Raw genomic sequence first — 21,015 nt, 5'->3', positions numbered from 1 at the left:
GTAAACTACAAAAAATTCTTTTGCCCTGCGAAAAAATAAGGTAGAGTTACAGGCGTAGGGTACAGAGGTAAGATGTTCTATCTTTCAGACCTTTTACTTCACGTAATCGGATTTGGCTGAATATTTAGCCGCCCCAGTCAGTATTGACTGGGGCGTTTTTTATTGTAAAAACAGCAGCAAACCATACGTTTTTCCTATCGCTCCGCACCGCTTTTCGTTCCTGCTTTCCCCTCTCGACTCGCGTAATCCGGCGAGATAAGCCAGCTCTGGCGATAAGTTTTTATGATGGCTTTATTTCAGAACTGTAATTAGATAACAAAAAATCCCGCCTGCGGCTGAACTGCGGGTAGAAAAAAGCCGATGCGGCGAGGCATCGGCTCTGGCGTTCGGCCTGGGCTTATTCGCCGGCTTCGTCTTCCGGCAGCACTTCCGGTGGGATCTCGTTAAACCAGGTGTCCAGCTTCTGGCGCAGCTTGTCGACGCCGATCTTCTTCAGCGACGAGAAGGCTTCAACCTGGATATCCCCCATAAACGGCAGCACCGCTTCACGCACCATATTGAGCTGCGCCTTGCGTGCGCCGGAGGCCAGCTTGTCGGCCTTGGTCAGCAGCACCAGCACCGGCGTGCCGACGTCGACTGCCCACTGGATCATCTGCTGGTCGAGATCTTTCAGCGGATGGCGAATATCCATCAGCACCACCAGGCCTTTCAGGCTGTTGCGCATCTGCAGGTATTCGCCCAGCGCGCGCTGCCATTTGCGCTTCATCTCTTCCGGCACTTCGGCGTAGCCGTAACCCGGCAGGTCGACCAGGCGGATGCCGTCTTCCACTTCAAACAGGTTGATCAGCTGGGTGCGCCCCGGCGTCTTACTGGTGCGCGCCAGGCTTTTTTGGTTGGTCAGCGTATTCAGCGCGCTGGATTTCCCGGCGTTGGAACGGCCGGCAAAGGCGACTTCAATTCCTGCATCCCCCGGCAGATGGCGAATATCGGGTGCGCTGGTGACGAAATGGGTCACATGATAGTTGTAGTTCTTGCTGGTCAAAATTTTTCGTCTCCGTGAGGATGGCTAACTAGTTGGCGATTATAACTGCATCAGCGGTAAAAATGGCGTGTTTCTCGGTTTTTAAGCGGCGGGACGCGATAAAACGACAGTTATGCCGCGCGTACGTTGTGAGACATTTGCCATTCGAATCGCGGGTAATGTCGCTTTATTCGAAAGTGATGTTTCTGTTTTTATTTTAAAAACAATATGTTGTTTTTTCGTTGTAGGGAAATGTCGTCCAAATCGGCGTCAGGTGCCTTGAGCCTTGGCAACAATAACGTAAAGTAGTCGTTAACGCAGGGTTGCGCAGGATTAAGGAACATCCGGGAAGGATGACAAATCTCAGGGAATGCACAGGGCGTGCAATGAGTGCCAGGATGAACGCAACAGGAAGTGACCCTTTCGCACCGGAACAGGCGGCAGGCACATCGGATGGTGAAGTATTGGCAGTTTGGATGCCGGCAGGAAGCTCGCTCGGGAAGAGCGGATGCGAATGGATTGCGCCATGGACGATTTTTCTTTCAGGATGAAGGACGTAGTGGCAGGGAATGCGGTTATAGCAGAAGGAAAAACCGGGATGTTGCATGTGCGCAAGGAGCGCGTAACAGGAATACCCTTCGCAAGAAGGTGCGAAATAGGCGGCAGGTTTAACCTGCCGCCTTTTTTCTTTGTCCGCTTTCTGCTAGATTCCGCCGCAATTCTATACTGAATCTACATACCTAAGAGCACACGCTATGAACCAGCCATCAAAAGCACCTCGCGGCAGCGCGGCGAAGTCAAAAACGAAAAAGAAAAGCCGTATGGAGCTCGATCAGGAAGCGCGCGAGCGCAAACGCCTGAAAAAGCGCCGCGGCCACGCTTCCGGTTCGCGCACCCAGGTCGAGTCCGGCAGCCAGAAGAACAAATCGGCGGCGGAAGCCAAAGATCCGCGTATCGGCAGTAAAGTGCCGGTAGCGCTGGTGGTCGACGAAACCAAAGTGAAGGCCAAACCGCAGCCGAAGCCAAAGGCCGAAGCGAAACCGCGCCTGTCGCCGGAAGAAGAGCTGGCGAAGCTGGAAAATGACGAACGCCTGAACGCGCTGCTGGATCGCATCGACGATGGCGAAACGCTGAACGCGGAAGAGCAGACCTATGTCGACAAAACGTTGGATCGCATCGATGTGCTGATGGACGTGTTGGGCATCGAACTGGGTGAAGACGACGAAGAAGAAGAAGAGAAGCAGGAAGATATTCTGAAGCTGCTGAAAGGCGGCAACCCGAAAGACGCTTTTTAACGCGCTATGTGGCTAATCCCGGCAATAGCCCTACTCTTGATGTGTTATCTGCTGTGGTTATTCGGTAAACTATGGCGGCTGTCTAAGCGCAAAGCGCGTTTTCGCAGCGCTTCCGTGGCCAGACAGCGCAGACAACCGCCTCTCTCCAGGCCCGGTAGAAAAAGATATCGGAAGGAGTGAGCATGTCAGAGCAGACGATTGTCTGGGATTTGGCCCTGATCCAAAAATATAACTACTCAGGGCCGCGTTATACTTCATACCCCACGGCGCTGGAGTTTAACCAGCGCTACGACGAAGCGGCGTTTCAACGCGCCGCTGCGCGTTACCCTGAGCGGCCGCTGTCGCTGTATGTGCATATCCCTTTCTGTCATAAGCTGTGTTACTTCTGCGGCTGCAACAAGCTGGTGACGCGCCAGACCCACAAGGCCGACGAGTACCTGAACGTTTTGGCGCAAGAGATCGCCAGCCGTGCGCCGCTGTTCGCCGGCCGCAAGGTCGGCCAGATGCACTGGGGCGGCGGTACGCCGACCTACCTGGATAAAGCGCAAATCAGCCGGTTGGTGGCGTTGCTGCGCGAACACTTTGATTTCCTGCCCGATGCGGAGATGTCGATCGAGGTCGATCCGCGCGAGATAGCGCTGGATGTGCTCGATCATTTACGCGCCGAAGGCTTTAACCGTCTGAGCATGGGGGTGCAGGATTTCAACAAGCAGGTGCAGCAGTTGGTCAACCGCGAGCAGGACGAAGCCTTTATCTTCGCCCTGATTGAGCGGGCCAAAGCGCTGGGCTTCCGCTCGACCAATATCGATCTGATCTACGGCCTGCCGAAACAGACGCCGGAAAGCTTCGCTTTCACGCTGCAGCGGGTGGCTGAACTGAATCCCGATCGCCTCAGCGTGTTCAACTACGCGCATATGCCAAACTTGTTCGCCGCCCAGCGCAAAATCAAAGACGCCGATCTGCCCAGCGCCCAGCAGAAGCTGGATATTCTGCAGCAGAGCATCGCTTTCCTGACCGGCGCCGGCTATCAGTTCATCGGCATGGATCACTTTGCGCGCCCGGACGACGAGCTGGCAATCGCCCAACGCGAAGGCAAGCTGCACCGCAATTTCCAGGGCTATACCACCCAGGGCGACAGCGATCTGCTGGGGCTGGGCGTGTCGGCCATCAGCATGCTCGGCGACAGCTATGCGCAGAACCAGAAAGAGCTGAAGCGTTACTATGAGAGCGTACCAGCGCAGGGCAACGCCCTGTGGCGCGGGCTGGCGCTGACGGACGACGATTGCCTGCGGCGCGATCTGATCAAAACCCTGATCTGCAATTTCCGGTTGGCGTATCAGCCGCTCGAACGGCAATACGGCATCGATTTCACCGCTTACTTCGCCGAAGACCTGCAGCTGCTGGCGCCGTTTGAACGCGATGGGCTTGTGGAGCGCGACGAGCAGGGCATTCGCGTCACGCCGCGCGGGCGCTTGCTGATCCGCAATATCTGCATGTGTTTCGACCGCTATCTGCGGCAACAGGCGCGCAGCCAGCAGTTCTCACGGGTGATCTGAGGATGAAAAAACAGCCGCTGATGCGGCTGTTTTTTTAACTGAAGAAGTTAATCAGCGCGGCGCACAATACCGCGGCAACCGCCGCCTGCGGGGTGTGGCTGGCGGCGGAGCCCAGCTCCGCGCCCTGAGAAATGAATACGATGAATGAGTCCAGCATCGTCAACCTCCAGAGTGTGCGACACGATCATACTGCGCCCGCACCGGCTGTAAAGCCTGCGGTTGGCGTTTTTTTGTGCGCCGGACGGCGTTTTTCATCATCCATCCCCGTTCCTATTCCATACCCAGCTCTTTGAGCTTGCGGGTCAGGGTATTACGCCCCCAGCCCAGCAGGCGCGCGGCTTCCTGTTTGTGCCCCTGGGTGTGGCGCAGGGCGGTGGTGAGCAGCGTGCGCTCCATTTCCGGCTGTGCTTCCGACAGCAGGTTTTGATGACCGGAACGCAGCGCGCGATCGGCCCACTGCGCCAGCAGCGTGGCCCAGCTGTCCGGCAGACTGTGGCTGGGGCTTTCCGGCGCGGCGGTTTCGAACAGCTCACCCGGCAGATCCTGGATCAGCACTTCCTGCCCGGCGGCCATCACCGTCAGCCAGCGGCAGGTGTTCTCCAGCTGGCGCACGTTGCCCGGCCAGGGCAGGCGGGTCAGCGCGGTTTCGGTTTCCGGGTGCAGGTTTTTGGCCTCGACGCCTAACTCTTTGGCGGCGATCTGCAGGAAGTGGCGCGCCAGTCGCGGGATGTCTTCACGGCGCTCGCGCAGCGGCGGCAGGTGTACGCGGATCACGTTCAGGCGGTGGAACAGATCCTCGCGGAACTTGCCTTCCTGCACCCGCAGCTCCAGATTCTGGTGCGTGGCGGCGATGATGCGCACGTCGACCTTCACCGGCGCATAGCCGCCGACCCGGTAGAACTGGCCGTCCGCCAGCACCCGCAGCAGGCGCGTTTGCACGTCGAGCGGCATATCGCCGATCTCGTCGAGGAACAGCGTGCCGCCGTCGGCCTGTTCAAAACGGCCCTGACGGATTTGGTTCGCGCCGGTGAAGGCGCCTTTCTCGTGGCCGAACAGCTCGGACTCGATCAGATCCTTGGGGATGGCGGCCATGTTCAGGGCGATGAACGGCGACTTGGCGCGCGGGCTGTGGCGGTGCAGCGCATGCGCCACCAGCTCCTTGCCGGTGCCGGATTCACCGTTGATCAACACGCTGATCGACGAACGCGACAGCCGGCCGATGATGCGAAACACGTCCTGCATCGCCGGCGCCTCGCCGATGATGTCCGCCGCCGGATCGCTGGCCGGCTGGCTGCGCACCGGCTGCTGCTGCTCCTGATAATGGCTGATGGCGCGCTCGACCAGCGCCACCGCTTCGTCGATGTCGAACGGCTTCGGCAGGTAGTCGAAGGCCCCTTGCTGATAGGCGCTGACGGCGGCGTCCAAATCCGAATGCGCGGTCATGATGATCACCGGCAGCATCGGGTGGCGCTGTTTGATCTGCTTGAGCAGCGCCAGGCCGTCTATGCCCGGCATGCGGATATCGGACAGCAGCACGTCGGGGGTTTGCGTGGCCAAGGCTTCCAGCACGTCATTGCCGCCTTCGAAGGTGGCGCAGCTCAGGCCCGCGCCGGTGAGCGCGCGCTCAAGCACCCAGCGGATGGAGCTATCGTCATCGACGATCCAGACTATCCCTCGTTGCATAGCAAACCTCACTGACGAATGGGCAGGTAGACCGAGAATTCGGTATGACCTGGCCAACTGTTGAATTCAATTTTTCCGCAATGCTGATCGATAAGATTGCGGGCGATGGATAATCCCAGGCCGGTACCGCCTTCACGGCCGCTGACCATCGGGTAGAACAGCGTGTCCTGCAGCTGCGCCGGCACGCCGGGGCCGTCGTCTTCGACGTCGATGCGCGCCGCCAGGCGGTAGCGGGTGCCGTGCAGCGTAATCTGAAACGCGGTGCGGGTGCGCAGCGTGATGGTGCCGCCCGCCTCGCCCAGCGCCTGCAGCGCGTTGCGGGTAATGTTCAGCAGCACCTGTTCTATCTGATCCGGGTCGTGGGCCATTTCCGGCAGGCTCGGATCGTAATCGCGCACCAGCGTGACGTTATCCGGCATTTCCAGCGACACCAGCTGGCAGACGCGCTCCGCGACCTGATGGATGCTCTGGGTGATGTGCTGGCCGGGCCGCTGCGGGCCGAGCAGGCGATCCACCAGATTGCGCAGCCGATCGGCCTGCTCGATGATCACCTTGGTGTATTCGGTCAGCGCCGGATCGGGCAGCGCCTTGGCCAGCAGCTGCGCCGCACCGCGCAGGCCGCCCAGCGGATTTTTAATCTCGTGCGCCAAACCGCGCACCAGATCGCGGGCCGCCACCTGTTGGGCATGCTGCAGCTGTTCCTGGCTCAGGCGGCGCTGATTGTCCATCGGCGCCAGCTCGACCAGAATATAGCCTTCCGGCAGCGCCTGAGCGGTCAGGGAAAGGATATGCGCACGGCCGTCGACCACCAGGGTCACTTCGTTGTCGGTGAAGCCCTGACCGGCGCGCAGGCTTTCGCGCATCAAAGAGACGTTCAGCGAAAAATAACCGAGCAAATCGGGCAGCGGCGTGCCGAACAGCTTGCGGGAGCTTTGCGCCAGCAATTGCTGTGCCGCAGGGTTGGCGTAGTGAACCGCCAGAGAGTCATCCAACAGCAGGATGCTGTTGATGAGTGAATTGAGGATCTGCCCAGCATCGGGCAGCTTGCCAGTTGCCATACAGCAGACTCCTGCACCTTTTTAGTGCATCTATCCTACTCCATCCGGGATCGGCGCGGTATGGAATAGTTTTGCAGAAAATACGGTGGAGAAAAAAACCCATCCGAAGATGGGCTGAAAGTTTCCACGGCAACAAAAAAGCGATAACAAAAATGTGGGCGCCGTCCGCCTGCGCAGACGGCGCGGGTAGGGCTTAGACGCTGTAGTACAGTTCGAACTCAACCGGGTGTGGCGTCATGCGAACGCGGTCCATCTCTTCTTTGCGCAGTTCGATGTAGGCATCGATCGCATCGTCGGTGAACACGCCGCCGCGGGTCAGGAACTCGCGGTCTTCGTTCAGTGCGGCCATCGCCTCGTCCAGCGAGCCGGCCACTTTTGGGATCTCGGCTTCTTCTTCCGGCGGCAGGTCGTACAGGTTTTTGTCCATGGCGTCGCCAGGGTGGATCTTGTTGATGATGCCGTCCAGGCCGGCCATCAGCAGCGCGGCGAAGCACAGGTATGGGTTAGCCGCCGGATCCGGGAAGCGGGCTTCGATGCGGCGCGCTTTCGGGCTGGCGACCACCGGGATGCGGATGGACGCGGAGCGGTTACGGGCGGAGTAAGCCAGCATCACCGGCGCTTCGTAACCCGGCACCAGACGTTTGTACGAGTTGGTGGTCGGGTTGGCCAGGGCGTTGATCGCCTTGGCGTGCTTGATGATGCCGCCGATGTAGAACAGCGCGGTTTCAGACAGGCCGCCGTATTTGTCGCCGGCGAACAGGTTGGTGCCGTTCTTGGACAGCGACATGTGGCAGTGCATGCCGGAACCGTTGTCGCCGAACATAGGCTTCGGCATGAAGGTCGCGGTTTTGCCGAAGGCGTGCGCCACGTTGTGCACCACGTATTTGTAGATCTGAATTTCGTCGGCTTTCTTGGTCATGGTGTTGAAGCGGGTTGCCACTTCGTTCTGACCGGCGGTCGCCACTTCGTGGTGGTGCGCTTCAACCACCAGGCCCATCTCTTCCATGGTCAAGCACATGGTGGAACGCAGATCCTGCGAAGAGTCGACCGGTGGAACCGGGAAGTAACCGCCTTTCACCGCCGGACGGTGGCCTTTGTTGCCGCCGTCGTATTTTGTGCCGGAGTTCCAGGCGCCTTCGATGTCGTCGATGGCCACGTGGGAACCGCGGATGCTGCTGCCGAAGCGGATGTCGTCGAACAGGAAGAACTCAGGCTCTGGCCCGAACAGCACGGTATCCGCGATGCCGGAGGAGCGCAGGAAGTCTTCGGCGCGTTTGGAGATGGAGCGCGGGTCGCGATCGTAGCCTTGCATGGTGCCCGGCTCGAGAATGTCGCAGCGAATGATCAGCGTAGGTTCTTCGAAGAACGGATCCAGAACCGCCGTGCTGGCGTCCGGCATCAGCACCATGTCAGATTCGTTGATGCCCTTCCAACCACCGATAGAGGAGCCGTCAAACATTTTGCCTTCTTCGAAGAAGTCGGCGTTTACCTGGTGAGCCGGGATAGTCACGTGCTGTTCCTTACCCTTGGTGTCAGTGAAACGCAGGTCTACGAATTTCACTTCATGCTCATTCAGCATCGTCAATACGTGTTCAGCGGACATACTTAACTCTCCCGGTTTATCATTGTCGTCGTCGTGGAACGAATCTGTGGAACTGGCTTTTTTTCGCCTTGAAAAGACTAAAGCGAAAAGCGTGCCAACTTTTTAAAAAGGCGTTCATCGCCTTTCTGCGCGGGTTTTACCCAGCCACAGTATGCACCATCAACGATAAATTGCACTGTTATGGTGCAATGACGGTGGGTGCGAGCACCGAAATGGTGCAAAAGTGCAGCGATTGCGGCTTTTTGCACCGTGAAAGGGATCACAAACTGACCGGTACGCGGTTGTTTATAAGAGATGGTTGTGATCTTGTTTAGTCCCTCGCTTAATACGTGTACAATAGCGCGCTATTTCTAATGCCCGAGGCAAAGCTGTGATCGAAAATTTGCGTAACATCGCCATTATTGCCCACGTTGACCATGGTAAAACCACCCTGGTTGATAAGCTGCTGCAACAATCCGGTACTTTCGGAGAGCGTGCGGAAGCCACCGAACGCGTAATGGACTCCAACGATTTGGAGAAAGAGCGTGGGATTACCATCCTCGCAAAAAACACCGCCATTAATTGGAACGGTTACCGTATCAACATCGTGGATACCCCGGGACACGCCGACTTCGGCGGCGAGGTAGAGCGCGTGATGTCGATGGTTGACTCGGTGCTGCTGGTTGTGGATGCAATGGATGGCCCTATGCCGCAAACCCGCTTCGTGACCAAGAAGGCCTTCGCCAACGGTCTGAAGCCGATCGTGGTCATCAACAAGGTTGACCGTCCTGGCGCGCGCCCTGACTGGGTTGTGGATCAGGTGTTCGACCTGTTCGTGAACCTCGACGCGACCGACGAGCAGCTCGACTTCCCGATCATCTACGCTTCTGCGCTGAACGGCATCGCCGGCGTCGACCACACCGACATGGCGGAAGACATGACCCCGCTGTATCAGGCGATCGTCGACCACGTGTCTGCGCCGCAGGTTGAGTTGGAAGCGCCATTCCAGATGCAGATCTCCCAGTTGGACTACAACAACTACCTGGGCGTTATCGGCATCGGCCGCATCAAGCGCGGTAAAGTGAAGCCGAACCAGCAGGTCACCATCATCGACAGCGAAGGTAAAACTCGCAACGGTAAAGTGGGCAAAGTGCTGGGCCACCTGGGTCTGGAGCGTATCGACAGCACCCTGGCGGAAGCGGGCGACATCATCGCCATCACCGGCCTGGGCGAGCTGAACATCTCCGACACCATCTGCGACACCAACGCCGTAGAAGCGCTGCCGGCGCTGTCCGTCGACGAACCGACCGTCACCATGTTCTTCAACGTCAACACCTCGCCGTTCTGCGGTAAAGAAGGCAAGTACGTGACGTCGCGTCAGATCCTTGACCGTCTGAACAAGGAGTTGGTGCACAACGTGGCGCTGCGCGTTGAAGAAACCGACGATGCGGACGCCTTCCGCGTCTCCGGCCGTGGCGAACTGCACCTGTCGGTGCTGATCGAAAACATGCGTCGCGAAGGTTTCGAGCTGGCGGTTTCCCGTCCGAAAGTTATCTTCCGTGAAATCGATGGCCGCAAGCAGGAGCCATTCGAGAACGTGACGCTGGATATCGAAGAGCAGCATCAGGGTTCCGTGATGCAGGCGATGGGCGAGCGTAAAGCCGACCTGAAAAACATGGATCCGGACGGTAAGGGCCGCGTGCGTCTCGACTACGTGATCCCAAGCCGCGGTCTGATCGGCTTCCGTAACGAATTCATGACCATGACTTCGGGCACCGGTCTGCTGTACTCCACCTTCAGCCACTACGACGACGTGCGTCCGGGCGAAGTGGGCCAGCGTCAGAACGGCGTGCTGATCTCCAACGGCCAGGGCAAAGCGGTCGCGTTCGCGCTGTTCGGCCTGCAGGATCGCGGCAAGCTGTTCCTGGGCCACGGTGCGGAAGTGTATGAAGGCCAGATCATCGGTATTCACTCGCGTTCCAACGACCTGACCGTAAACTGCCTGACCGGTAAGAAGCTGACCAACATGCGTGCTTCCGGTACTGACGAAGCGACTACCCTGGTTCCGGCCATCAAAATGACCCTGGAGCAAGCTCTGGAGTTCATCGATGACGACGAACTGGTAGAAGTGACGCCAACCTCGATCCGTATCCGTAAGCGTCACCTGACGGAAAACGATCGTAAGCGCGCCAGCCGCGGTCCTAAAGACGCTTAATCGCTGATTGAGTGCCTCATGCTTAGGGCGCGGTTCTCGCGCCCTGAGTTTTTTCCTCTGTTGTTCCCCGTTTGTGCGGCGCGCTATGCGCTTTTCCGTTCGCTCCCTGTTCAGCTGTTCCTTTTCCCGCTACAGTGAAATCTCACCGGCCCATCAGGAGAGGACTATGCTGTATATCTTTGATTTAGGTAATGTGATCGTCGATATCGATTTCAAGCGTGTGCTGGGCGTGTGGAGCAATTTGAGCGGCACGCCGTTGGCGGTGCTGTCCGATCGTTTCACTATGGGTGAGGTGTTCCAGCAGCATGAGCGCGGTGAAATCAGCGACGAAGACTTCGCCGGCAAGCTGTGTGATGAAATGGGCATCGCGCTCAGCTTCGAGCAGTTCGCCACCGGCTGGCAGGCGGTATTCGTCGCGCTGCGTCCGGAAGTGATCGACATCATGCAGCGCCTGCGCAACGAGGGCCACCGGGTGGTGGTGCTGTCGAACACCAACCGTCTGCACTGCAACTACTGGCCGCAGCACTATCCTGAAGTGGCCGCCGCCGCCGATCATCTCTATCTGTCGCAAGATCTCGGCATGCGCAAGCCGGAGGCCGAGATCTACCAGCATGTGCTGGCCGCGGAAAACATCGCCGCCGCCGACGCGGTGTTCTTCGACGATCACCCGGCGAACGTCCTCGCCGCGCAGGCGCTGGGGATCAAGACGGTGCACGTCACCGATCGCGACGTAGTGCCGGCCTATTTTGCTCAATGAGAGCAGGGCGCGTTAAGCTTAAGGCGTATCAACGGACATCAAGGAGTGACCATGTCGTTTTTCCGCCGCAAGAAGCTGCCCTCTGCGATTAAGCCCGGCGTCACCTTCGGACGGCTGCTGTACCAGCGTATCGATCACGATGGCCTGACGATGTTGGCGGGCCATCTCGCCTATGTTTCCCTGCTGTCGCTGGTGCCGCTGGTCACCGTGGTGTTCGCGCTGTTCGCCGCTTTCCCGATGTTTTCCGACATCAGCGAGCAGCTGAAGAGCTTTATCTTTTCCAATTTCGTGCCGGCCGCCGGCAACGTCATACAGAACTACCTGGAACAGTTCGTCGCCAACTCCAACAAGATGACCGCCGTCGGCACCTGCGGGCTGATCGTCACCGCGCTGCTGTTGATCTCCTCGGTGGACAGCGTGCTGAACACCATCTGGCGCAGCAAGAACAAGCGGCCGATCGTCTTCTCCTTCGCCGTGTACTGGATGGTGCTGACGCTGGGGCCGCTGCTGGTTGGCGCCAGCATGGCCATCAGTTCCTATCTGCTGTCGCTCAACTGGCTGGCGCAGACCGGCGTCAACGGCCTGGTGGATCAGGTGCTGCGCATCTTCCCGCTGATTTTGTCGTGTGCTTCCTTCTGGCTGCTGTATTGCATCGTGCCGACGGTGCGGGTGCCGCCCAAAGACGCGCTGATTGGCGCGCTGGTGGCCGGCTTGCTGTTCGAGCTGGGCAAGAAGGGATTCGCGCTGTACGTCACCATGTTCCCCTCCTATCAGCTGATTTACGGCGTGCTGGCGGTGATCCCGATTTTATTCCTGTGGGTCTACTGGAGCTGGTGTATCGTGTTACTCGGCGCGGAAATCACCGTGACCATCGGCGAATACCGCGACTACCGCCGGCAGAAGGCGGAGCAACAGGAACAGAAACCAGAAGGGCAGCAGGAATGATTGCGTTGATTCAACGGGTGTTAAACGCCAGCGTCACGGTGGGTGGCGAGACGGTAGGCAAGATTGGCCCCGGTTTGTTAGTGTTATTGGGCGTGGAGCAGGGCGATAACGAGCAAAAAGCGCAGCGCCTGTGCGAACGCGTGTTGGGATACCGCATTTTCGGCGACGAGAACGACAAGATGAATCTCAACGTCCAGCAGGCCGGGGGCAGCGTGCTGGTCGTTTCGCAGTTCACCCTGGCGGCGGACACCCAAAAGGGCATGCGGCCCAGCTTCTCGCGCGGCGCCGCACCTTTGGTCGCAGATCGGTTGTATCAATATTTTGTTGGCCAGTGCCGCGAACGCGGCGTAGAGACCCAGACCGGCGAATTCGCCGCCGACATGCAGGTGGCGCTGGTCAACGATGGTCCGGTGACATTCTGGCTACAGGTCTAAGCATTCGGAGAACAGGCGTCTATGTATCACCTACGAGTACCCGTAACAGAGCAAGAACTGAAGGAGTATTACCAGTTTCGCTGGGAAATGCTGCGCAAGCCGCTGCACCAGCCGGTGGGTTCGGAAAAGGATGCCTATGACGCCATGGCCCACCACCAAATGGTGGTGGACGAGGCAGGTAAAATCGTCGCCATCGGGCGGCTGTACATCAATGCCGACAACGAGGCGGCGATCCGTTTTCTGGCGGTAGACCCGACGCTGCAGGATAAAGGGCTGGGAACGCTGGTGGCGATGACGCTGGAATCCGTTGCGCGGCAGGAAGGCGTGAAGCGGGTGGTGTGCAGCGCCCGTGAAGACGCGGTGGACTTCTTCGCCAAGCTGGGGTTCGTCAATCAGGGGGAGATCACTGCGCCGCAGACCACCCCGATCCGCCACTTTTTGATGATCAAACCGGTAGCGACGCTGGACGATATCCTGCATCGTCCCGACTGGTGCGGCCAACTGCAGCAGGCCTGGTATGAACACATCCCGCTGAGCGAAAAGATGGGCGTGCGCATCAGCCAATACACCGGCCAGCGCTTCGTCACCACCATGCCCGAGACCGGCAACCAGAATCCGCACCACACGCTGTTCGCCGGCAGCCTGTTCTCGCTGGCGACGCTGACCGCCTGGGGGCTGATTTGGCTGCTGCTGCGCGAGCGCCATCTCGGTGGCACCATCATTCTGGCGGACGCGCACATTCGCTACAGCAAACCGATCACCGGCAGGCCGCGGGCGGTGGCGGATCTCGGCTCGCTGAGCGGCGATTTGGCGCGTCTGGCGCGCGGCCGCCGCGCGCGCGTGCACGCCGAAGTGCATCTGTTCGGCGACGAGGATAAAGGCGCGGTGTTCGAAGGCACCTACATGGTGCTGCCGGCCGAGCCGGATGTGCCGTTGGATCAGGGCGGCTCTGAGGCGCTGGAAGAGTAAGACGGCGGCCTGCCTGAGGGCGGGCCGCGCAGGGCATTACGGCAGTTGCTGGTTCACCGCTTGGCCGTCGCCGGCGGTGGCCTGCAGATTTCCCTTCAACGAGGCTTTGAACGGCCCGTCGCTGTTCAGCAGCCCTTTCAACTGCAGCTCAAGGTTGCCGTCGCCCGTCAGCGGCACCGGCTGCCATCCCCATTGCTGCAAGGTGTTGATCGGTACCGAACGGCCGTGCAGCGTCAGCTGGAACGGCTTGCCCGGCAGTTGATCGACGGTCGCTTTGGCCTCAAGCAACCCATTAGGCATAAAGGCGCTGAGCTCGGAGACGTTAATCTGATTGGCGTCGGCGTTCAGCGTCAGCGAAGGGCGCCGCACGTCTATCTTGTTGAAGGTCGCCTCGCTGCCGTTCAGGTTGAGCGATCCGGACCATATGCCCCACTGGCGATCGCGCGCCAGCAGCAGGTTGCTGCCGTAGCCGTCCAGCGCGGTGATCTGGAACGGGAATGCCGGGTTGATATCGATGATCAGATTGCGGTTGGTGGTCAGCTTGGTGACGTACACCTCCGCCAGCCAGTCCGGCAGCGGTTTCAGCCACAGTTCGCGCCAGTCGCTCGGCAAGGTGTACTCCAGCGCCGCCATGGCCACTTCATCCAGCTGCAGGCGTTTGCCGGCGCGCAGCCAGTTGCCGGAGGTGCGCAGCAGCCCGCCTTCCCAGCGGGTGGTGAACTGTTGAATGGCGATGCCGGCGGAGGAGAGCCGCAGGGTGGCGATCGGATCGATCAGGTGGAAGCCGCCGTTGATCACGTCGCTGGCGTTGACGTTGAGCGAGCCGTCTTCGCTGCGCCAGTCGCCTTTTTCGACGCTGACGTTTTGCAGCGACAGATCGAGATCGTTAAACGCCCATGCCTTGCCTTCCAGGCGCGCGTCGATCAGATCGAAACGCTTGAGGGTGACCGGCGGCAGGGTGGTAAAGCGCTGCATGAATTCCGCCAGCGTCAGCGGGGTCTGCATGCGCACGCCGCTCAGCCGCAGGCGATCCACCTGCCAACTGCCGTCGGCGGCGCGGCTGGCCACGCCGGTCAGGTCGCCCTGCGCCAGATCGGCGCCGAAGTTGTTCAACAGCAGCTGGCCCTGCTTCTGCTCCCCCTGCATCAACACCTTCGAGGCGGGGATGCCGTTCAGCGTCATCGAACCGGCGCTGAACTGGAACTGGTTGTTGTCCCCCAGCAGATGGCCGGCCAGCGGGCGCCACGGCGTGATGCCGGCAGTGACCTGCTGCGCGTTGAGCTGCCACTCGCTATCGTTGGACTGCAACGCCATATTGCTCAGCTGCAGCACGTCGGCCTGTACAGGCAGCGCCGCCGCCTGCGGCTGCACGTTCAGCGTGCCGTCGCGCAGCGTGACGCTGTGGAAATAGCGCGGTTCGGTGATTTGGCGCAGGCTGAGGCCGAGATCGACGCGTTTGGCGACCAGCGCCTGCGGCTGGCCGTTGCGCGCCAGCTGCACGTCTTCCAGCGCGATCTGGTTCGGCTGGCTCCACGAATGGGTGATTTTTCCTATCGACAGGCGGTATTCGCTGTTGTCGCTGATCCAGGCGCTCAGGCGGCCTGCCGCCCAGCGGGTTTGCCCCACCAGGTACAGCACCACTGCCGCCAGCACGATCAGCAGCAGCAACGTCAGCAACAGCTTTCCGATAAATTTCATCGTCTACATCCGCATCGGTCAAAAAAGATACCCTGTTTATGCCGCAATTGGCCGGGCATCTCAAGGGCAATGGTCTGATAGACAATAAAAAACGGCCGCAAGCGACCGTTTGAACGCCGAGGGACGGGTTACTTCTTCTCGTGTTCCTGCGGGAACACCAGATTCAGCACGATAGCGGTAATACCGCCGGCGGCGATGCCGGAAGAGAGCAGGGTTTTCAGCCAGTCCGGCGCGAACTGCAGGATCAGCGGCTGCTGGGAGACGCCCATGCCGACGGCCAGCGACAGCGCCATGATCATGATGGCGCGACGGTTCAGACGCTCGCGCGATACGATACGCACGCCGGAGGCGGCGATGGTGCCGAACATCACGATGGTCGCGCCGCCCAGTACCGGCTCAGGGATGTGCTGCACGAAGCCGGCCACCGCCGGGAACAGCCCCAGCGCGATCAGCATCAGCGCCACCACGAAGCCGACGTAGCGGCTGGCGACGCCGGTCAGTTGGATCACGCCGTTGTTCTGGCCGAAGCAGGAGTTGGGGAAGGTGTTGAACACCGCCGACAGCATCGAGTTCAGGCCGTTGGCCAGCACGCCGCCCTTCAGGCGCTTCATGTACAGCGGCCCGCTGACTGGCTGTTCGGAGACGTCGGAGGTGGCGGTGATGTCACCGATGGTTTCCAGCGAGGTGACCATAAAAATCAGCATCAGCGGCAGCAGCAGGTTCCAGTCGAAGCCCAGGCCGTAATAGAGCGGCGTGGGGATGGTGATTGCCGCCGTGGGGGCCGCCGGTGCGTCGGCGGGCAGCATGTCCATCGCCCAGGCCAACAGATAGCCGACTGCCATGGCGATCACCAGCGAAGCCACGCGCAGGTAAGGGTTGCGCTGGCGGTTCAGCAGGATGATTACCGCCAGCACCGCGCCGGCCAGCAGCAGGTTTTTCGGCGAGCCGAAGCTATGATCGTTCATCGCGGCGTAGCCGCCGCCGATCGAGGTCAGGCCGACCTGAATCAGCGACAGGCCGATGATCATCACCACGATGCCGGAAACCAGCGGGGTGATGATGCGGCGCGCCAGATGCAGCACGCGCGACAGCAGAATTTCGGTGCAGGAGGCGACCATCAGGGTGCCGAACAGCGCGGCCATCATGGTCGGCACGTCGGCGCCGCCGTTTTTCAGCGCCAGGCCGCCCATGATCAGTGGCGAAACGAAGTTGAAGCTGGTGCCCTGAATCGACAGCAGCCCGGAACCCACCGGCCCCCAGGTTTTGATTTGCAGAATGGAAGCCAGACCAGAGGCGAACAGCGACATGCTGATGATGTGCTGGGTATCCTGTGCCGGCAGGCCCAGCGCCTGGCAGATCAGCAGGGCCGGGGTGATCACCGCGACGAACATCGCCAGCAGATGCTGGCCGGCGGCAAACAGCGTTTGCGGCAGCGGCGGGCGATCTTCCAGGCGATAAATCAGTTCACTGGCGCGGGGTTCTGAGGCGGCTTGGCGCGCGGCATCAAGCTCGGAGGATGACATGCTCATGGTGTGGCGTTTCCAGATACGGCAAAGCAGGCATTTTAATGCTCCGCCCCACAAAAGCAAACGGTTGCGCGTAAATATTATGTTGCCGACTTTCCTGTTTATGTCGCATTTTCATTCATTTTTTCTTGTCATCTCAGCGTTTTTTACTTCTAATCCTGCACTCATCAAGTTTAAAAACTAAGTGGTTTTCTATAACTTATTATTTTTATTTGGATCTTTTCCCTTACATGGAGTACCTGGATGTTTCATCTTGATACTTATGGCACGTTAGTCGCGGCGACGTTGGTTTTGCTCCTCGGGGGCAAGTGCGTCAGAACCATTCCCCTGCTGCGAAAATATACCATTCCCGCTCCCGTCGCCGGCGGTTTGCTGGTGGCCCTCCTGCTGTTAGCCCTGAAAAAGCTCGTCAACTGGGAAATCAGTTTTGACATGTCGCTGAAGGATCCGCTGATGCTGGCCTTCTTCGCCACCATCGGCCTGAACGCCAACCTGGCGCGTTTGCGCGCCGGCGGCAAGGTGCTGGTGGTGTTCCTGTTCGTGGTGCTGGGGCTGCTTATCGTGCAGAACGCCATCGGCATCGGCATGGCGAAAATGCTGGGGTTGGATCCGCTGATGGGCCTGATCGCCGGGTCGATCACCCTGTCGGGCGGCCACGGCACCGGGGCGGCCTGGAGCAAGCTATTCATCGAGCGCTACGGCTTCGAGAACGCCACGGAAGTCGCCATGGCCTGCGCCACCTTCGGCCTGGTGCTGGGCGGCCTGATCGGCGGCCCGGTGGCGCGCTATCTGGTCAAGCACTCCTCCACGCCGGAAGGCACCCCGGATGACAGCGTGCAGCCGAGCGGCTTCGAGAAGCCGGAAAGCGGCCGTCTGATCACCTCGCTGGTGATGATCGAAACCATCGCCATGATCGCCATCTGTCTGAGCCTGGGGCAGCTGATTGCCGGCCTGCTGGGCGGCACGGTGTTTGAACTGCCGAACTTCGTTTGCGTGCTGTTCGTCGGGGTGATCCTCAGCAACACGCTGGCCTTCACCGGTTTCTATACCGTGTTCGAGCGGGCGGTGTCGGTGCTGGGCAACGTCAGCCTGTCGCTGTTCCTGGCGATGGCGTTGATGAGCCTGCGCCTGTGGGAGCTGGCCTCGCTGGCGCTGCCGATGCTGGCGATCCTGGCGGTGCAGACGCTGGTCATGGCGCTGTACGCGATCTTCGTCACCTATCGGGTGATGGGCAAGAACTACGACGCGGCGGTGCTGGCCGCCGGCCACTGCGGCTTCGGCATGGGCGCCACGCCGACGGCGATCGCCAACATGCAGGCGATCACCGATCGCTTCGGCCCGTCGCACGTGGCGTTTTTGGTGGTGCCGATGGTGGGGGCGTTCTTTATCGATATCGCCAATGCCATCGTCATCAAGCTGTATCTGCTGCTGCCGGTGTTCCCGGCGGTGGGGTGATATCACGGTTCATCGCGAAAAGGGCGCCTGCGGCGCCCTTTTTTATGCGTTGGAGTAGCGCGCTTTCTCCGGCAGCCAGCGTTCGATCAGTGCCTGGGCGTGCTCCGGATAGTGCTGATGGAGATGGCGAGCGACGCGCTGCACTTCGGGGATCATCGCCTGATCGCGCAGCAGATCCGCCACCTTGAATTCGGCGCTGCCGGTCTGGCGGGTGCCCAGCAGCTCGCCCGGGCCGCGGATCTCCAGATCGCGCTGCGCGATGACGAAGCCATCGTTGCTGTCGCGCAGCACCTGCAGGCGCGTTTGCGCAGTCTTGCTCAGCGGCGTTTTGTACAGCAGCACGCAGTGTGAGGCCACGGCGCCGCGCCCTACGCGGCCGCGCAGCTGGTGCAGCTGAGCCAGGCCCAGCCGCTCCGGGTTTTCGATGATCATCAGGCTGGCGTTCGGCACGTCGACGCCGACTTCGATCACCGTAGTGGCCACCAACAGCTGCAGCTCGCCCTGTTTAAACGCCTGCATCACCGCCTGCTTTTCCTGCGCTTTCATGCGGCCGTGCACCAGCGCTACCTTCAGCTCTGGCAGCGCGGTTTTCAGTTCTTCCCAGGTGGCTTCCGCCGCCTGCGCTTCCAGCAGCTCGGACTCTTCGATCAGCGTACATACCCAGTAAGCCTGCCGCCCCTCTTCCAGACAGGCGCTCTTCACCCGTTGAATGATGTCGGCGCGGCGGGTATCGGGGATGGCGACGGTGGTCACCGGCGTGCGGCCCGGCGGCAGCTCGTCGATGACCGAGGTATCGAGATCGGCATAGGCGGTCATCGCCAGCGTGCGCGGGATCGGCGTGGCGGTCATGATCAGCTGATGGGCGTGGAAGCCTTGCTCTTCGCCTTTCTCCCACAGTGCCAGCCGCTGATGCACCCCGAAGCGGTGCTGCTCATCAATGATCACCAGCGCCAGGCCGTTGAACTGCACCTGCTCCTGGAAGATGGCGTGGGTGCCGACCACCATCGACACCTGGCCGCTGGCGATAGCCTCCTGCTGCGCGATGCGCGCCTTGCCTTTCTGTTTGCCGGCCAGCCAGCCGACCTCCAGCCCCAGCGGTTCAAACCACTGACGGAAATTGTTGGCGTGCTGCTCGGCCAGCAGCTCGGTCGGTGCCATCAGCGCTACCTGCTTGCCGTGCGCGATGGCGCGCAGCGCCGCCAGCGCCGCCACCAGCGTTTTGCCGGAACCGACGTCGCCCTGCACCAGCCGCATCATCGGGAAGTCTTTTTGCATATCGGCTTCGATGTCGGCCACCACGCGCGTTTGCGCGCCGGTCGGCGAGAACGGCAGCTGGGCGAGAAAACGGTTTTTCAGCCGATCGTCCGGCAGCAGCGGCTGCGCCTGATAGCTCTGCGCGCCGGCGCGCACCGCCAGCATGCTGAGGTTATGCGCCAGCAGCTCTTCAAGGATCAGGCGTTTTTGCGCCGGGTGTTTGCCCAGCTCCAGATCCGCCAGCTGGATGTCCGGCGGCGGGCGATGCAGGGTGTGCAGCGCCTGCGGCAGGCTCATCAGGCCGCCGCTCAGCTCCGGCGGCAGCAGCTCGGCGATAGCGCAGGTATCCAGCAGCTCCAGCGCCTGATCGGTTAGCTTACGCAGCGTGGCCTGCCGCACCCCTTCGGTGGTGGGGTAGACCGGCGTCAGCGACTCTTGCAGCTCAACCTCGCTGGCTTCACCCTGAATGCGGTATTCCGGATGGATGATTTCCGCGCCGTGGTTGCCGCGCTTGATCTCGCCGTAGGCGGTCACGCGGCGGCCGGTGGCCAGGCTGTTCTTCATTGCGGCGTTGAAGTTGAAGAACCGCATGGTGAGGATGCCGGTGCCGTCGCTGATCTGGCAGGTCAGCATGCGGCGGCGGCCGAAGCTGATGTCGCTGCGCAGCACTTCCCCTTCTACCGTGGCGTAGATGCCCGGCAGCAGATCGTTGATCGGGTAGAGGCGGGTGCGGTCTTCGTAGCGCAGCGGCAGGTGCAGCAGCAGATCCTGAATGGTCTCGAGGCCGAGTTTGGCCAGTTTGCCCGCCTGGCTGGCGCCAACCCCGGAAAGCGTGGTGAGTGGGACAGCATCCAGCAGGCGGCCTTTCATTTGCGCACCGTCGCCTGCATGGCCGCCCACCATTCGGCGCTGGCGACCACCTGGCCCTGCTCGTCAATCTGCGGGCGCGGCAGCCCTTTGCGCTTGGCTACGTTGGCCAGCACCGGGTAGCCGCCTTCGAACAGCAGACGCTGCTGCTCTTCTTCATCCAGCATGCTGTTGTTGCGGCGATACAGGCCGGCGTTCTGCCGCTGGCGCTGCGCTTCATACAGGATCAGCGCCGAGGCCACGGAGACGTTGAGCGATTGCACCATGCCGATCATCGGAATGACGATGTCCCGATCGGCCAGCGCCAGCGCTTCTTCGGTGATGCCGGTTTTTTCCTGGCCGAGCAGCACGCAGGTGGGCCGGGTGTAGTCCACCTCGCGGAAATCGACCGCGCGCGCAGACAGATTGGTGGCCAGAATTTGCATGCCCTGCGCTTTCAGATGACCGACCGCGTCGCCGATGGTGCGATGGGTTTTGACGCTGACCCAGCTGTTGCTGCCGGCGGCGGAGGAAACCAGGGTGCGCATGCGGGTGGTGGGCCACACGGCGTGGACCTGATGCACGCCGACGGCGTCGGCGGTGCGGATAATGGCGGAGACGTTATGCGGCTTGTGCACTTGCTCCAGGCAGACCGTCAAATCCGGCTGCCGGGTCGCGAGCATTTCACAAATCCGCGCATAGCGTTCAGGACTCATAAGCG

Annotated in this window: 19 protein-coding genes; 10 read left to right on the top strand and 9 right to left on the bottom strand. The window is 60.5% G+C overall.

The window, feature by feature from the left end; translation table 11 throughout:
- The first annotated feature begins 72 nt into the window (after window positions 1-72).
- The gene (gene spfP, locus ACK3CV_RS24740) at window positions 73-120 is read left to right on the top strand and encodes a small protein SpfP (protein ID WP_071892919.1); all 48 of its coding nucleotides are present in this window, start codon (window positions 73-75) and stop codon (window positions 118-120) included.
- A gap of 277 nt (window positions 121-397) precedes the next feature.
- On the opposite strand, the gene yihA is transcribed toward spfP, so the two are convergent.
- Window positions 398-1,042, bottom strand: coding sequence for a ribosome biogenesis GTP-binding protein YihA/YsxC (yihA, locus tag ACK3CV_RS24735; protein ID WP_019452177.1), 645 nt, complete (start codon window positions 1,040-1,042; stop codon window positions 398-400).
- A gap of 505 nt (window positions 1,043-1,547) precedes the next feature.
- Between yihA and ACK3CV_RS24730 the strand changes: the two genes are divergently transcribed.
- The 3 genes from ACK3CV_RS24730 (at window position 1,548) to hemN (ending at window position 3,872) form a co-directional block, all read left to right on the top strand.
- A complete protein-coding gene (locus ACK3CV_RS24730; protein WP_223182053.1) occupies window positions 1,548-1,751 on the top strand; it encodes a hypothetical protein in 204 nt (67 codons plus the stop codon).
- 25 nt (window positions 1,752-1,776) lie between these two features.
- Window positions 1,777-2,316 carry a Der GTPase-activating protein YihI gene (gene yihI, locus ACK3CV_RS24725; protein WP_049234118.1) on the top strand — a complete coding sequence of 180 codons (540 nt, stop codon included), beginning with the start codon at window positions 1,777-1,779 and terminating at the stop codon, window positions 2,314-2,316.
- A 182-nt stretch (window positions 2,317-2,498) separates the two neighbouring features.
- On the top strand, window positions 2,499-3,872 hold the full coding sequence (gene hemN, locus ACK3CV_RS24720) for an oxygen-independent coproporphyrinogen III oxidase (RefSeq protein ID WP_086580743.1): 1,374 nt from the start codon (window positions 2,499-2,501) through the stop codon (window positions 3,870-3,872).
- A 34-nt stretch (window positions 3,873-3,906) separates the two neighbouring features.
- On the opposite strand, the gene ACK3CV_RS24715 is transcribed toward hemN, so the two are convergent.
- The 4 genes from ACK3CV_RS24715 to glnA form a co-directional block, all read right to left on the bottom strand.
- Window positions 3,907-4,029: a YshB family small membrane protein gene (locus ACK3CV_RS24715; protein ID WP_015379453.1), complete on the bottom strand. Its 123-nt coding sequence runs from the start codon at window positions 4,027-4,029 to the stop codon at window positions 3,907-3,909.
- Between the two features lie 113 nt (window positions 4,030-4,142).
- Complete coding sequence (gene glnG, locus ACK3CV_RS24710; RefSeq protein ID WP_015379452.1) at window positions 4,143-5,555, bottom strand: nitrogen regulation protein NR(I); 1,413 nt, start codon at window positions 5,553-5,555, stop codon at window positions 4,143-4,145.
- Window positions 5,556-5,563: 8 nt separating this feature from the next.
- Window positions 5,564-6,613, bottom strand: a complete 1,050-nt coding sequence (glnL, locus tag ACK3CV_RS24705; protein WP_004931246.1) for a nitrogen regulation protein NR(II) — start codon at window positions 6,611-6,613, stop codon at window positions 5,564-5,566.
- Window positions 6,614-6,806: 193 nt separating this feature from the next.
- The gene (glnA, locus tag ACK3CV_RS24700; protein WP_025304715.1) at window positions 6,807-8,216 is read right to left on the bottom strand and encodes a glutamate--ammonia ligase; all 1,410 of its coding nucleotides are present in this window, start codon (window positions 8,214-8,216) and stop codon (window positions 6,807-6,809) included.
- A gap of 370 nt (window positions 8,217-8,586) precedes the next feature.
- Between glnA and typA the strand changes: the two genes are divergently transcribed.
- The 5 genes from typA to fabY all read left to right on the top strand — a co-directional run bounded on the left by typA (window position 8,587) and on the right by fabY (window position 13,515).
- Complete coding sequence (typA, locus tag ACK3CV_RS24695) at window positions 8,587-10,410, top strand: ribosome-dependent GTPase TypA (protein ID WP_004931243.1); 1,824 nt, start codon at window positions 8,587-8,589, stop codon at window positions 10,408-10,410.
- Window positions 10,411-10,576: 166 nt separating this feature from the next.
- Window positions 10,577-11,167: a glucose-1-phosphatase gene (gene yihX, locus ACK3CV_RS24690; RefSeq protein ID WP_164141692.1), complete on the top strand. Its 591-nt coding sequence runs from the start codon at window positions 10,577-10,579 to the stop codon at window positions 11,165-11,167.
- Window positions 11,168-11,218: 51 nt separating this feature from the next.
- Window positions 11,219-12,112, top strand: coding sequence for a virulence factor BrkB family protein (locus tag ACK3CV_RS24685; protein ID WP_033636493.1), 894 nt, complete (start codon window positions 11,219-11,221; stop codon window positions 12,110-12,112).
- Window positions 12,109-12,546: a D-aminoacyl-tRNA deacylase gene (gene dtd, locus ACK3CV_RS24680; RefSeq protein ID WP_016929644.1), complete on the top strand. Its 438-nt coding sequence runs from the start codon at window positions 12,109-12,111 to the stop codon at window positions 12,544-12,546. The genes ACK3CV_RS24685 and dtd overlap by 4 nt, the downstream gene beginning before the upstream one ends.
- 21 nt (window positions 12,547-12,567) lie before the next feature.
- Entirely contained in the window at window positions 12,568-13,515 is a 948-nt protein-coding gene (gene fabY, locus ACK3CV_RS24675) for a fatty acid biosynthesis protein FabY (RefSeq protein WP_033636491.1), read from the top strand.
- A gap of 36 nt (window positions 13,516-13,551) precedes the next feature.
- On the opposite strand, the gene ACK3CV_RS24670 is transcribed toward fabY, so the two are convergent.
- Window positions 13,552-15,213 (bottom strand): AsmA family protein, encoded by a 1,662-nt coding sequence (locus ACK3CV_RS24670; RefSeq protein ID WP_049195727.1) that lies wholly within the window; start codon window positions 15,211-15,213, stop codon window positions 13,552-13,554.
- 128 nt (window positions 15,214-15,341) lie between these two features.
- Window positions 15,342-16,742: a nucleobase:cation symporter-2 family protein gene (locus ACK3CV_RS24665; protein WP_019452186.1), complete on the bottom strand. Its 1,401-nt coding sequence runs from the start codon at window positions 16,740-16,742 to the stop codon at window positions 15,342-15,344.
- A 240-nt stretch (window positions 16,743-16,982) separates the two neighbouring features.
- On the opposite strand from ACK3CV_RS24665, the gene gltS reads away from it, so the two are divergent.
- The gene (gene gltS, locus ACK3CV_RS24660) at window positions 16,983-18,194 is read left to right on the top strand and encodes a sodium/glutamate symporter (RefSeq protein ID WP_033636489.1); all 1,212 of its coding nucleotides are present in this window, start codon (window positions 16,983-16,985) and stop codon (window positions 18,192-18,194) included.
- Window positions 18,195-18,236: 42 nt separating this feature from the next.
- On the opposite strand, the gene recG is transcribed toward gltS, so the two are convergent.
- Both recG and trmH read right to left on the bottom strand, forming a co-directional pair.
- Entirely contained in the window at window positions 18,237-20,318 is a 2,082-nt protein-coding gene (gene recG / locus ACK3CV_RS24655) for an ATP-dependent DNA helicase RecG (RefSeq protein ID WP_033636486.1), read from the bottom strand.
- The gene (trmH, locus tag ACK3CV_RS24650) at window positions 20,315-21,010 is read right to left on the bottom strand and encodes a tRNA (guanosine(18)-2'-O)-methyltransferase TrmH (RefSeq protein ID WP_164040045.1); all 696 of its coding nucleotides are present in this window, start codon (window positions 21,008-21,010) and stop codon (window positions 20,315-20,317) included. Before trmH ends, recG begins: the two co-directional genes overlap by 4 nt.
- Window positions 21,011-21,015: the final 5 nt, after the last annotated feature.

The sequence above is a fragment of the Serratia sp. TSO36 genome (assembly GCF_057808395.1).
The sequence above is the reverse complement of the archived record's forward strand: the minus strand, read 5'-3'. Positions and strand labels throughout refer to the sequence as shown.

What these genes read in the sequence shown, in the direction of transcription:
- dtd (WP_016929644.1), top strand. Translation starts at nt 12,109, where the DNA reads ATGATTGCGTTGATTCAACGGGTGTTAAACGCCAGCGTCACGGTGGGT.
- trmH (WP_164040045.1), bottom strand. Translation starts at nt 21,010, where the DNA reads ATGAGTCCTGAACGCTATGCGCGGATTTGTGAAATGCTCGCGACCCGG.
- glnG (WP_015379452.1), bottom strand. Translation starts at nt 5,555, where the DNA reads ATGCAACGAGGGATAGTCTGGATCGTCGATGACGATAGCTCCATCCGC.
- yihI (WP_049234118.1), top strand. Translation starts at nt 1,777, where the DNA reads ATGAACCAGCCATCAAAAGCACCTCGCGGCAGCGCGGCGAAGTCAAAA.
- glnL (WP_004931246.1), bottom strand. Translation starts at nt 6,613, where the DNA reads ATGGCAACTGGCAAGCTGCCCGATGCTGGGCAGATCCTCAATTCACTC.
- ACK3CV_RS24670 (WP_049195727.1), bottom strand. Translation starts at nt 15,213, where the DNA reads ATGAAATTTATCGGAAAGCTGTTGCTGACGTTGCTGCTGCTGATCGTG.
- ACK3CV_RS24665 (WP_019452186.1), bottom strand. Translation starts at nt 16,742, where the DNA reads ATGAGCATGTCATCCTCCGAGCTTGATGCCGCGCGCCAAGCCGCCTCA.
- ACK3CV_RS24685 (WP_033636493.1), top strand. Translation starts at nt 11,219, where the DNA reads ATGTCGTTTTTCCGCCGCAAGAAGCTGCCCTCTGCGATTAAGCCCGGC.
- glnA (WP_025304715.1), bottom strand. Translation starts at nt 8,216, where the DNA reads ATGTCCGCTGAACACGTATTGACGATGCTGAATGAGCATGAAGTGAAA.
- hemN (WP_086580743.1), top strand. Translation starts at nt 2,499, where the DNA reads ATGTCAGAGCAGACGATTGTCTGGGATTTGGCCCTGATCCAAAAATAT.
- recG (WP_033636486.1), bottom strand. Translation starts at nt 20,318, where the DNA reads ATGAAAGGCCGCCTGCTGGATGCTGTCCCACTCACCACGCTTTCCGGG.
- gltS (WP_033636489.1), top strand. Translation starts at nt 16,983, where the DNA reads ATGTTTCATCTTGATACTTATGGCACGTTAGTCGCGGCGACGTTGGTT.
- yihX (WP_164141692.1), top strand. Translation starts at nt 10,577, where the DNA reads ATGCTGTATATCTTTGATTTAGGTAATGTGATCGTCGATATCGATTTC.
- ACK3CV_RS24730 (WP_223182053.1), top strand. Translation starts at nt 1,548, where the DNA reads ATGGACGATTTTTCTTTCAGGATGAAGGACGTAGTGGCAGGGAATGCG.
- ACK3CV_RS24715 (WP_015379453.1), bottom strand. Translation starts at nt 4,029, where the DNA reads ATGCTGGACTCATTCATCGTATTCATTTCTCAGGGCGCGGAGCTGGGC.
- fabY (WP_033636491.1), top strand. Translation starts at nt 12,568, where the DNA reads ATGTATCACCTACGAGTACCCGTAACAGAGCAAGAACTGAAGGAGTAT.